At 33.1% G+C, this 12453-nt stretch carries 8 protein-coding genes and 6 pseudogenes; 5 read left to right on the top strand and 9 right to left on the bottom strand.

The features are described from left to right. Positions 1-105: 105 nt before the first annotated feature. The 4 genes from I6L50_RS31940 to I6L50_RS31925 all read right to left on the bottom strand — a co-directional run bounded on the left by I6L50_RS31940 (position 106) and on the right by I6L50_RS31925 (position 4631). The gene (locus I6L50_RS31940; protein WP_219304075.1) at positions 106-2040 is read right to left on the bottom strand and encodes an FtsX-like permease family protein; all 1935 of its coding nucleotides are present in this window, start codon (positions 2038-2040) and stop codon (positions 106-108) included. Next, entirely contained in the window at positions 2015-2785 is a 771-nt protein-coding gene (locus I6L50_RS31935; RefSeq protein WP_219304074.1) for an ABC transporter ATP-binding protein, read from the bottom strand. The genes I6L50_RS31940 and I6L50_RS31935 overlap by 26 nt, the downstream gene beginning before the upstream one ends. A 149-nt stretch (positions 2786-2934) precedes the next feature. After that, positions 2935-3924: a sensor histidine kinase gene (locus I6L50_RS31930; protein WP_219304073.1), complete on the bottom strand. Its 990-nt coding sequence runs from the start codon at positions 3922-3924 to the stop codon at positions 2935-2937. After that, positions 3921-4631 (bottom strand): response regulator transcription factor, encoded by a 711-nt coding sequence (locus I6L50_RS31925; protein WP_098638850.1) that lies wholly within the window; start codon positions 4629-4631, stop codon positions 3921-3923. The genes I6L50_RS31930 and I6L50_RS31925 overlap by 4 nt, the downstream gene beginning before the upstream one ends. A gap of 489 nt (positions 4632-5120) precedes the next feature. On the opposite strand from I6L50_RS31925, the pseudogene I6L50_RS35740 reads away from it, so the two are divergent. After that, positions 5121-5258: pseudogene (locus I6L50_RS35740) on the top strand (IS6 family transposase); the annotation flags it as partial. A 259-nt stretch (positions 5259-5517) separates the two neighbouring features. On the opposite strand, the gene I6L50_RS31920 reads toward I6L50_RS35740, so the two are convergent. Beyond that, positions 5518-6462, bottom strand: coding sequence for an ETX/MTX2 family pore-forming toxin (locus tag I6L50_RS31920; RefSeq protein ID WP_219304072.1), 945 nt, complete (start codon positions 6460-6462; stop codon positions 5518-5520). Between the two features lie 113 nt (positions 6463-6575). Between I6L50_RS31920 and I6L50_RS35255 the strand changes: the two are divergent. The 3 genes and pseudogenes from I6L50_RS35255 to I6L50_RS31910 form a co-directional block, all read left to right on the top strand. Beyond that, positions 6576-6713 (top strand): annotated as a pseudogene (locus I6L50_RS35255) (IS6 family transposase); the annotation flags it as partial. Positions 6714-7189: 476 nt separating this feature from the next. After that, positions 7190-7390, top strand: coding sequence for a hypothetical protein (locus I6L50_RS31915; protein ID WP_219304071.1), 201 nt, complete (start codon positions 7190-7192; stop codon positions 7388-7390). Between the two features lie 48 nt (positions 7391-7438). Continuing rightward, positions 7439-8401: pseudogene (locus I6L50_RS31910) on the top strand (tyrosine-type recombinase/integrase). Positions 8402-8778: 377 nt separating this feature from the next. Here I6L50_RS31910 and I6L50_RS31905 read toward each other — a convergent pair. From I6L50_RS31905 to I6L50_RS31900, 3 genes and pseudogenes are all read right to left on the bottom strand, one after another. Continuing rightward, positions 8779-9696 (bottom strand): Rpn family recombination-promoting nuclease/putative transposase, encoded by a 918-nt coding sequence (locus tag I6L50_RS31905; protein ID WP_219304070.1) that lies wholly within the window; start codon positions 9694-9696, stop codon positions 8779-8781. Positions 9697-10135: 439 nt separating this feature from the next. Continuing rightward, positions 10136-10378 (bottom strand): annotated as a pseudogene (locus I6L50_RS35250) (hypothetical protein); the annotation flags it as partial. Then, a pseudogene (locus tag I6L50_RS31900) lies at positions 10374-10814 on the bottom strand (tyrosine-type recombinase/integrase); the annotation flags it as partial. The pseudogenes I6L50_RS35250 and I6L50_RS31900, both read right to left, overlap by 5 nt. A 405-nt stretch (positions 10815-11219) precedes the next feature. On the opposite strand from I6L50_RS31900, the gene I6L50_RS31895 reads away from it, so the two are divergent. Next, entirely contained in the window at positions 11220-12224 is a 1005-nt protein-coding gene (locus I6L50_RS31895; protein ID WP_219304069.1) for a helix-turn-helix domain-containing protein, read from the top strand. 75 nt (positions 12225-12299) lie between these two features. Here I6L50_RS31895 and I6L50_RS35245 read toward each other — a convergent pair. Further along, positions 12300-12428: pseudogene (locus tag I6L50_RS35245) on the bottom strand (DUF3221 domain-containing protein); the annotation flags it as partial. Positions 12429-12453 lie beyond the last annotated feature (25 nt).

Here is a 12453-nt window from a genome sequence, read left to right as displayed (position 1 = left end):
AAACAGCGAGCACGCACCGAGTATTGAAATCACAAATAATCCAATTCCACATATAGATAGTATTTTTTTTCATCATTTTTCTCCATTTCGCGTTTTATTTTTCATTTATAAAACTTTTGTATACAATTGTCGTAAATATCCACGTCTCACCATAAAGAAATACAGTATTTGAATTCCAATAAACCCTACAAATACTACCATAGAAATGTTCAAAATAGAGAATTCAAGTAATTTTTGTAAAGCTAAAAATGCTACTCCACTATGAATGACCGATACAAGTATGGGGAGAAAGAACATCAACGACAGCTGCCTTGTAACAATTTGTTTTAATTCTTTTTTGCTTAATCCTATTTTTGCAATCATTTCATACTGTCGTTGATCTCTTTCTAAATCTGCATACAGGCGGAAATACAATAAACTGGATGCAAAGGTGAAGAATACAATACCTACTAATACACTAGAAATCAATAAGATACCATTTCCTTGTCTAAACATATGATTTTCCGTGTACAAGGAGCTAAAACTGTATTTTGAGTCTTTTTTTTCTGTCTTCATGAATTTCGCATCTAATTGCTTTGCTATATCTTTTGTTTCTGTCCAATCTTTCACAGTAAACCCGTACTCTGTAAAAGTACGCTTATCATCTCCGCTTGGAATCACATCATACATGGAATCTGAAACAACAAGAGTAACGCCATATCCATTTGGTTCCACTAGATAGGGAACGGCTTTTTTCACTTTGAATGAAAGATTTTTCTCTCCTTGTACTACGGATATTTCAGAAGGAATTCCCTCTCTTTTTTGATATTTCGCCACTGCTGAAGCAGATGTGGGAACTACAATTGTTTCATCTTCATTTTGTAATATTTCTGCTTGGTGCCTCAATGCTTTTGCTAAAGAATTATACTCACTTAACTTCAGTATTGCGAAACCATTTTCACTATGTTTTTTCGTTACAGCACCCATTTGATAAGAAAATCCCGCATCTGTAAGCTGTTTCTTTATTTCTGTAATATGCGCTTCTTCTTGCGCATTTCCTTTCCATGAAGTATAGGTAAATGCAAATGACGGCTTTTTCATTCCATATAATGCAGAATCTCCGATTGATAAACATGTCCCAATTCCTGTAAAAGCTACAGCGGAAACAACCGCTAGCATAAAGAACATCGTGGCATTATCTTTCATGCGGTACGCTAATTCCGAAATAGTGAGAAGATTTGTTTTCTTAAAAAATATACGTTCCCTCTTCTTTAACCTACCGATGATACCTACACTCAATTGAGAAAATAAATAATATGTGCCAATTATGGTACATATCACCCCGATAACCAACGGTATAGGATTCAAAGTCATTCTAGCCGTTGACACAAAATAAAATACGGAACCATATCCAATACCAATAAAAAGAAGGGAAAGAAAGGCTCGTACCCTAGACGCTTTCGGCTCTGGTTTAGGCTTGTCCTCGGATTTCATCAATTCAATCAACTGGTTAACTTTTACCATTTTGGAAGTAAACAGGGAAATCAATAAAAATAAAATCAGAAACGCGCCAGCAGTCATCCCAATTGCTTTGATGGGCACATAAAAAGGAAGACCTGTTTCAATCGCTAATAGATTGGCACTGAATAATAAAATTAGTTTTGAAAAAATCAGCCCCATCAGAATGCCAAAAACAATCGCTGCAGCTCCGATTATCATATTTTCTAAAAATATCAATGTATTTAACTGTGACGGAGACATGCCGTGCATCATAAGAAGCCCAAATTCCTTTTTTCTTGTTTTCAAAAATGCACTGACAGAATACAAAAGAAAGAAAAAAGAAAAAAGGAAAATGAGGGATTGAGAAATTTGCATCCCGATTGTTCCAAGTTTCGCCATCATTGCACTCTCAGAAGTTAATTCTCCTTGTAAATTTGGATGAAACAATAGCAACGCATACGTAAAGAAAATCATAATGGAAAAGGTACTACTGAGAAAATGCGCGGCATAGGTTCGCTTGCTACGCATAACGTTGTTACACGCGAATTGTCGAAAATTCATCCTTACGTCCTCCTAATAAAGCAAGTACATCCATAATTTTCTGATAAAACATTTGGCGACTTTCCCCGCAATACAGTTCATTATACAGTTTGCCGTCTTTGATAAATACGATGCGATCGCAATAACTCGCAGCCATTGGATCATGTGTAACCAGCATCATTGTCGCCTCTTGTTCTTTATTTAATTGCTGTAATAACGCCATAACATCACTAGCCGCTTTTGAATCTAAATTCCCTGTTGGTTCATCTGCTAGTACAAGTTGCGGTTTATGGATAAGAGCACGCGCAATAGCTGTCCTTTGTGCTTGTCCACCAGATATTTCATACGTACGCTTGTTTAATATTTCTTGGATACCTAACTTCTCTGCAATCGTTTCTACACGTTTATTCATCCGTTTGACATCCATACCATCTAAGATCAAAGGAAGAACAATATTCTCCTTTACTGTCAATGTGTTCAACAGATTGAAAGACTGGAATACAAACCCTAACTGACGTCTTCGGAATTCTGCAAGATTGTTAGCTGATAAACGATGTGGATTTTTCCCGCTAATCAATACTTCCCCAGATGTGGGAGAATCAATGGTAGACACCATATTTAACAATGTTATTTTTCCACTTCCAGAAGGCCCCATAATACCTACAAACTCTCCTTTATTTATATTTAAATTAATATTAGAAAGTGCTTCATAGGATATCTTCTCCCTATAGGTCTTACTAAGCTCGTTTACTGTGAGTATTTCCATCTCGTTTGTCTCGTTTGTCTCGTTTGTCTCGTTTGTCTCCTTTTTCTTTTTTATATACTAAGTGTAACGGAGAACATGTATTGATCCTATCGATTTTCATTACGAATGCATAACAATCGTGTAAGAGTTCTGAAAATTCAAAATGAATTTTATGCCTGTCTTGCATAAGGAAAAATAATTCGAACTTTCGTCCCTTTCCCTATTTCAGATTCTATTTCGATTTCATGATTTAATTTCTCTATAATATTTTTCACAAGATATAATCCCATCCCAGTAGATTCTTTGAACTTCCTTCCATTCTCTCCTGTATAAAACGGCCGAAATACTCTTGACAAATCTTCTTTTGGAATTCCTACACCATAATCTTGGATTTCTAAGACAATAGATCTTCCCCTTTTAAAAGAAATCATTGTAATGTTCTGTCTAGTTCCAGTAGAATATTTAATCGCATTAGACAGAATTTGATTGACAATAAATCTGAGCCATTTTATATCTGTTTCGACGATGTAATCTTGTGCGATTTTTACTTTCGGGTACACATAATTTCTGATAAAGTACCGTTTATTTTCATAAATCACCTCTTGCGCTAGTGTCTTTAATGATACTCTTTCCACATGAAAATCTTGTTCAAACGTCTCTAATCGTGCCATATGTAGTACCATTTCTAACCCATACTTCATACGATCTATTTCTTCCGCTATACTTTCAAACGTTTCTCCATGCTCTTCTTGTATAATTAATTCCACTACAGATATAGGTGTCTTCATTTGATGTACCCATTGATTCATAAATATCAAATGTTCCTTTTGTTTGCGTTCCCATGCTTTTAATTGGCTTTGACATTGGTTATATTGCGCTTCTAATACATGTCTAAAAGCTATGGGTATAGGCGTCTCATCCATCTTTTTCATTGATTCCTGCATAGTTTGAGGAGGTTGAGACAATATATTGTAATATCTACGATGGCTATAATAACGATATATTAAATACCCAATTAAAAAACAAATCCCTAAAAATATACTATATAAAGCTGTTAGTATATGACGATAGCCATCTAACCAATACACCATAAGAGTCGCAATGAGTTGTAAAATTATCATTCCAATCAAAAGTAGGTGTTCTCGTAAAAATAACTTCATGATAGTACTCCATCATTATCCCAGTTTATTTTTAAGCGATATCCCGCCCCTCGGACCGTGTCCAGTGCATCTTTAATTCCAAGTGCTTCTAATTTTTTTCGAACACGTGTAACATTTACACGTAGTGTATTATCATCTACATACGTATAATCATTCCAAATTTTTTCTAGCATTTTCTCACGACTAACAATGTTAGGACACCTTTCTAGGAGAATTTCTATTAATAGCGCTTCATTTTTTGTAAGCATACTAGTTCTATCTTTTAATTTTAATTCCATTTTCTCTGGATATAGTTGTAATCCTGATCGTTGTACCACTCTCTCTTGTACTTTTGGGGCATATTCACCATAAATCCGCCGAAGATGACTTTTAATTTTGGCCATTACAACTTCATAATGAAACGGTTTCACGATATAATCATCTGCCCCGTGTTCTAATGCCATAACTTGTTCCATCTTTCCTTGTCGTGCTGATACAAAAAGAATCGGACAAGTGGATATCGTTCTCATTTGGTGGCACCAATAAAAACCATCAAAATACGGTAAATTGATATCTAGTAGAACTAAATCAGGCTGAATATCCTTGAACTGTTCCAGGACATGTTCAAAATCTTTTGTAGTAACTGCTTGATATCCGTATTTGTTAATATAAGATTGAAGCAAATCAGAGATTTTTTCATCATCTTCCACTATCATGATTTTATGCATAGGTTCGCTTTCTCTCCTTTAAAATAAATATGTTTTAAACTAAATAATATATTTTTTGAAGAACTTTAGATTTAATTCGTATTTTGTTATAGTTTCCTGAAAAATAGGATTGTTTATCTCCTCAAAATCCATCTTCAACAATTTAATTGCCTCTTCCTTAGTCTATATAAAGTGGAACATCTTTCATATTGATTAACGTTACAAAAACCTAACAGTTTTGTAACGTTACTGAAAATTCAGAATAAATATCAACATGTACAGAAAATTGTCTTTTTTCGTGTACAGAAAATTTTGTTTATGGACAAACGATAAAACTCAATAATATCAACGCTTTCTAGCTATAATCGTGTTCATAAAGTTTGTATATAAATCAGTGTTCAATTAAACTTAGTATTTTATCTTTGTGAACATAAGTTCCTTTTTAAAAAACACTGTATTAATAAGGGTTTATAGTCCTTAGCTTACAATTTTCCCGAAATGGTTCTGTTGCAACGTATCCGGTATGATTCACGTACATTAAAAGGAATCGAAACGATTCCTTCTATATACAAACAAAAGAGAAGTCACATACCAGACTTCTCTTTCTCGAGATACAAAGAATTACAGCACTTATTTAGAATTGCTTAAACTACAATAAGATTTATGTTTTTTAACTTTGCAACAGAACCGCTCAATGTCCAGAAAAAGTTTTGCAAAGGTCCGGTATGGAGCAACTATTAAAATATTGAACTTGATTTATACAGTAAAATTTAATCCTGCGTTATACATACTTACTGTACCTTAAAATTATGGAAAAGAATCTGCATTTATACTAACCTTTTATTGTTAAAACGTTGTGAAGGAACTTTAAAGGCTTCTTATACTAATCTTCTTTCATTACAGCACTTTAAAAATATTTTATTGAACTTTGAAATACTGTGTTTTGGGAAGTTAAATCATTAATTTTCATATGAAAAGATATTCCCGATGTTGCCGTAAAATTTGTTTCCACGCCTTTTAATACTATTTTTTGATCGGTATCATCGATATCTAAATTACGTAAAAAATCATCTATATTTAAAGTCCAAGTATTTGGCATTCCAGGTTTTGCTTTTGTTAGTAAATGAATCCATTTATGTCCATTCTTTTTCTCTGCTTGTATTAATTTTACAAATTGATAAGGTGTGATATTTGTATGTTCTTTCGTAGGAAGCTCTGAAATTAAATTAAACTCTTCTTTATTATCTCCAAAAAATGATAACCATTCTAAATTTCCTGTTAATTCGATATCATTTGTTACAGTTCCAGTGATTCGTTCTTCTTTATACACTGCCGTTGCTTGATAATGTTTACCTGCAGGTACACGGATCTTTTGGCTTGGTATCGTTAATGTAATTTCATTTGACGATACATAAGTATTTCCAGTAGTTTGTTTCATACCAACCTTGAGATCATTTGCTACTTTTCCTAGCCCTGGAACAGAGCCTTCTACTTTTAAGGTGTTTTCTACGTTGAATTCTATACTATTAGTAGTAGTAAAGCTCGTAGCAGTCTTTTTAGAACGAGATGGTGTTTGGACCTCTTGTTCTATCGTCCCTATTGTATTGTCCAAACCAGCTACAGTTACAAATTCTGGATGTTCGTAGGTTTTAGATTCAGTTCCTTTTAATATTGTAGTAGTTTTCCCCTTTGTAAAAGCCTTTTGCAGAAAGACTGGCCCAAGATTTTTTTCACCAGTAGTAACTTTATTAATTGAATGCGCTGAATTACCATCAGCAAACACATGGTAATTTGTTGGTGCACTTACTCCCAGTAACGTTACTAGACTTGTTAAAACAATCCATTTTTTCATCTGAATCCCCTCGATTTCTTTAAGATATTAATAGAATAACGAGATTTCCATAAAAATATTTAACAAAAAATACTTTTAACAATAGGAAAAAATCTAATTTTTTGGTTCCGTTGCAAAATCTTCGCCATGCTTCACGTACATTGAAAGGAATCGAAACAGTTCATGCCATATACAAACAAAAGAGAAGTCACATTCCAGACTTCTCTTTTTCAACGTACAAGGAATTACAGCAGTTATTAAGAACTGCTTAAACTACAATCGTATTTTGTAAGCAGGTTGATGTTTTTTCAAACTTTGCAACAGAACCGTTGCGCTTTTTAAATACTGTCTACTTGGCTTAGTCACAGGGTTCTTGCTGTAGACCGCAAAGTAGCTATTCGTATATAGGGTGTTTTTGCCCAAATCCCCGAAATGGGGGAATAAGCTTATGTTATTTAGACGTTGTACCCAGTGTCAAAAAGTGTACCTTTGCGAACGGGAAAGAACAGACTATTGAAATAATCTACCCATAGATAAAAGATGAAATGAAAGTCACTCAAATTCATAGTATAATGAATTTCTAGATAATAAAAATTATCAACACAAAAAAGAACGGTCCTATTGGCATAGTCCGTCCTTTGAGAAGGGAATAATGACAGTTATTCTTTCTTATTATACACAAAAATACTGAAAATTAAATCTATTATATATTGAGAAAATGCTCATCCTAAAAAGGAAGGTTATTTTTATGAATAAAGGTGATGCAATTTTAAGGTTGTTATCAGAAATCAAGTTGGAACTTAAAGAAGTAAAAGAACAGATGGAGAAAATGCAAATAAAGTTAGATACATTCGAACAACAAAATCAGGTGAAGAACAAAATAGAGCGAAAGAAACCAAAAATAAAGTCTGATAAACGAGATTGGAAATACCCAGCTAAGCTGAAATGAAAACTGTACAGGACTAAAATCATACAGAAAAAGTGAGGTGATAGGTACATGAATAGAAAAGAATTTGAGGATACCTTACAAAATTTTTCTTTCTTTTTAGCTAGTCGTGGAAGAAAAGCATCCACAATTAAACGATATGTCTATGATATTGAAGACTTTGGAAGATGGCTGCAAACATCGAACCGTTTTCAAGAAAAGAACGTATGGAACAAGATAGATAAAGAGGATTTTGAAGCCTATTTTCAGGAACTCATATATAAACGAAAGTATGGAGAGAAAACCATTCATCGAATTGCAGTCGTGTTAAAGAAATTGTATCAGTTCTTGGATATTCCAAGTCCTATTGTAGAAATGCAGGGAATTACTCCACCGAATCGGGCCCTACGCAAAGAGGACTTTATTACGAAGGAAGAAGAGAAAAAGCTGAAAAACATTCTTTCTTCACCTGAAGGATTGTCAGAAGAACAACTTTCCGTTCGACCGCTTCTCATAGATTGAAATGTATCCATTCTATCACTTCTTTTGGACTATGGGCTTACACTACAAGAACTTGTGTCGTTACAGATGCAACAGGTGCACTTTGGAAAGAATATGATTACTGTTTTACATAACAAAGGGACAGAGAGAAGGATCATGTTAAGGGAAGAGGATAAAATACGTTTATTTACGTACTATAAAACGATACCTGAACCAGTTCGTCCTAGATATCATAGTACGGATCCTTTATTGGTCTCATTTGATTTTAAACGTGGCACATTTCGCTAGGTGTATGACAATGATGCTCCGAAAGCACTAACAGCCATTGCTGTACAAAAGATGATTCGATTAGAAGTAGCCAGAGCGAAACTGAGAAAAGGAATTTCCGCACAGCATTTACGGAATACCTTTATTCTACGTTGTTTAGAAAGAAATATGTCTACAGAGGAAATCATAAAAAGAACAGGATTCCTTTCTCATTTATCAGTAAAGCGTTATGTAGAATATGCAAATCAGCATTCACATGGAACATAGTTTGAAAAGAATCAATTTTTATGACATACTAAAATAATATAAGTTTATCTTTAAAAATGTAACAATTGAATCTCTTGTGATGGAGAAATAATATTCGTCATATGCCGAAAATCCTAATATTTTCAATATATTTCTTTTATATAGGAATCTGTTGAAAACAGAATCGTAGAACATGAAACATACGAAAAGCTCCCTGACTTGTTATACAAATCAGGGAGTAAAAGATAGTACAGTATATCGGTTACGCTAATTATATCATAACTGAATTTATTCGGTCTGTATTTTCTGAATATTTAATTTACTTTTCAGTATTAGTTCTTCCGGTTCAGATGGCCCTAAAGAATCATCTAACCTTTTGAAAAAGTGTACGGTACACTTTACTTGTCTAAAATATGGCGTATTTCTAACATATCCATATTCGTAAACTTCGCAATATCTTCTATATCCATGCCATTTTTATGCATGCCTCGGATAAGTTGGATTTTGCCTTCTTGAATGCCTTCTTCTTTCCCAACTTTTTTCCCTTTTTCCATCCCTTCTTCCATACCAACTTCACGGGCGTGTGCTAATTTAGCTTGTTCATCAAATAACACTTTTTCACGTGCTTCATATGCGAGACGGAAAGAGCTACTCTGACTCATATTTTCCCATTTGTGGATTGCCTTCTGTAACATTGGATCTTGTTTCATGGCGATATCCTCCAACGTGTGGGTTAAATGTTCATCTTCATGCGCTGGTAGTAAAAGTAACCAACGAGCGAATTCATTTTCCCACGGATTAATTTTTTCTTCTCTCCATTGCTGTAGCAATTTCGGAATTTCAATGAAATGGATTTCCAGATCTTCGAGTAACACTTCCTTGTGTTGTTGACTCCAAAATTGTCCGACTGTATGCATATCATCATATTGAGGAAAGAGATCAAAATCTAATAGATTAATCGCAATCGTTTTTCGTAAAGAACGATAGGGCATTCCTTGCTCTAATTGAGATGTATACAATTTACTCCAATAATACAGGGAACGTTTTACAATCTCTTGTGTATTGCGTAACTGGATTTCCACATTTACCTTGGTCTCATCTTGAAGTGTAGCTAATATATCTAGTATGGATAATTTATCTTCTTCATATTTTTTATGTAAATGTGGGTCTTCAATTTTTAAGGATACAATCGGTGTAGATAAGGATTCATGCAAGATTGCATTTAAAAAAGAAATCAGTAATTCCTCTTGTCCTTGTACACCAAATAATTGCTTAAAAGCAAAATCGACTCGTAAATTTACTAAAGGTTGATTCATAGAGTGAGTCACCTTTCTTATTTCATATTCTGTCTTCTTTGTTATTCCCCTTTTTCGGGGGAATGGGCAAAGAAAGTATATATCTATTGTAGCGGAGATAGGAGGGAAGAAGCAACCCTTGTCACTAATGTTGATGTATTTTGTTTTTATAAATATTACGGTACGTGAAATTTTATGTATTTACTTGTATATGCGCCTATCCTTACTGATTTATATCCCTTTCTAATTGAAATATTTACTACCCATCTTTTCATCCTCTTATCTCCTTGCATGGGGACTCTTTCCCTGTCGATACTCAAACGTATTTGGAATCTCCTTATCTTTCGTTAGAGAGGAATCTGAGCGTTCGTTTTTTTATCCCTCTCGACTAATGAATTAGATATAATAACCAATTTTGAGGATATTCAAGTAGGCAGAGCATTCTCCTGTACATCTTTAATTACATGTGAATCACCAAATGAGACGAACAATAGTTCACCGCTCGATGTTTCAACTCTTCATACGTGTATAATTTTTGTTTATCAAATAATTTCGGATGCTTCTGTCTGTAGTATCCGAACAATTCTTCTCCATTTTTCCTTATACGATACCGACGTCCTTGTCTAATTGTACCTGGTATTTCTTCAGGAGCAAACTGTCCCAGTATTTGTAATGCTTGTGAAGAAGGGATTTCTTCCCCCGTTCCTACCGCTCTCTACCTGCTTCAACCAAGCATTATATTTACGAATATGCCAAAGCTGTAATGTTTTCAATAACGAGTCATTTTGCTGTACCTCCTCCCCATTCAATTCGAATTCTTCTGCATGCTGCACCATGCACTGACAAAATGACAAAATTTCAGATATATAACTCTTTTTCGTATCCTCTTTTCTATTCTTCTTCTCATCCATATCTTTTTGTAAATGTACGAAATGATAAATGACTTCCAGATCACTTAAATACGTATATTTACTCTTTCCCTCTTTTTCTGCAACCTCCATCTTCTCTTCCACTTTATCTACATAACGATTTTTATGCAGGTATGGAACGATATATCTCATATTCTCTAAATATATATCTATATATTTACTTTGATTATTTATAATAGGTAAGTTTTCTATTCCACTTTTATTATCCATATTTCAAACTCACCTCTCCTATTGAAGATTATGAATATAATTCTCTTTATTAACTATACTTATCATTTTATTTCACTTCTATCTATTATACAAATGATAATTCATATTCTTTCTGTAAGAAACATTCTTCTTCTTCTCGATTACCCTATACTTATATTTTTTTATAAATTATTAGTAAATAGATATCTTTTAATGATTAACTACTTTATATTAAAATTGTTTTTATAATTAAATTAACTATAAAAACCAATTAAAGTATAAAATAAACTACAAATATTTTTAAACTATAAAAATGTATAAGAACTTTAATAAATTCTATTTCTCATTTTAAATTTAACTCATATTCTGATATGATATATACATATCTAAAATACTAACAAACAATAGTTATGGAGGTGTCCTTACATGACACAAGATTTATTGTTCATTACAAAACCTACTGTAACGACAAAAGAGGCAGCCGACTTATTAGGAGTAACGGTACAAACAATTTTAAAGAAAGAAAAAGATGGATTAATAGAATGTGTATATAAAGATAATTGGAAACAATTTGGTAGTAAAATTTTCTATTTAGAGGATATTGAACGTTTAAAAAATATTGAAGAGGTTGAGGGTTATAGCACAAAAGAAGCGGCTGAAATTCTTAATGTAGCACCATCTACTGTCTTTACATATATTAAATCTGGAAAATTACCTGCTTCAAAGCTTGAAAAACGCGGAAAAGAAGTATATATCGTTGATAAAGATGACCTTGAAGCTTTTCAACTTACTTATGAAAAAACTACATCAAAAGAGCGAAAAACATTCATTACTAAAATTCAAGAAGAAGATATATATTTATATCAATTATTAACACATCAACATACCGGAAAAACAGCTAGAGTAATAGAGATCAATGGAGCAGGCGGCAAGATTCTTACAGAAGACGAAGAAATTTTCCCTCTATCCACTTATAAGGAATATGATTACTCCTTTGAACCTTTCCATAAACAAGCTGTAATTACAAAACGAGGGTATTTATCTTTTTCATTTAAAAAACCTCAGCTATTTAATTCCATCACTTATAATCTAATAAACTTATTTTATAAAGAGCTAGGTGTCACAAATATGCGATTGAGTATTTCATCTGATACTATTAAATTAGAAATTAAACCTTTCGTATTACAAGTTGATCCATTACAGTTTCAAGAAGAGATTAAATACTTACATTCTCATATGAAATCAGGCACGATACTTCCACATATAGAAGGCATTTACTTTAAAAGTAATGTAGAGACATTAACTTTTCATGCAGATCATGAATTCAAGCAAAAAGTAGTAAAAATGGCAGTGGATGCTGGTATAGGGCAAGAAGAATTCTTATTGCAAGCTGTAAAATCTTATATTGAAAAAGTTGATTCCTCTTTATAAATTCACCATACTTAAATTTATATATGCGAATAAAAATTATGGAACGATGTCTTTTCTTCTATTCCATATAATTATTTACTCAACTATTTTTTCAATAGTAGGCATAATAGCAATTGGTGGCAGTGAGAACGTCCATCCTGCTGAAAATACATTTAATTTGTCCCCCGCTAAATAATGATCACTAGTAGAGATAGGAATTCTTAGGTTCTGTTGCAAAGTTTTTGGAACT

The sequence above is a fragment of the Bacillus sp. FDAARGOS_1420 genome, assembly GCF_019344915.1.
Taxonomy (GTDB): Bacteria; Bacillota; Bacilli; order Bacillales; family Bacillaceae_G; genus Bacillus_A; species Bacillus_A mycoides.
Note: the sequence above shows the minus strand (reverse complement) of the source record. Positions and strands in the feature narration are given on the sequence as shown.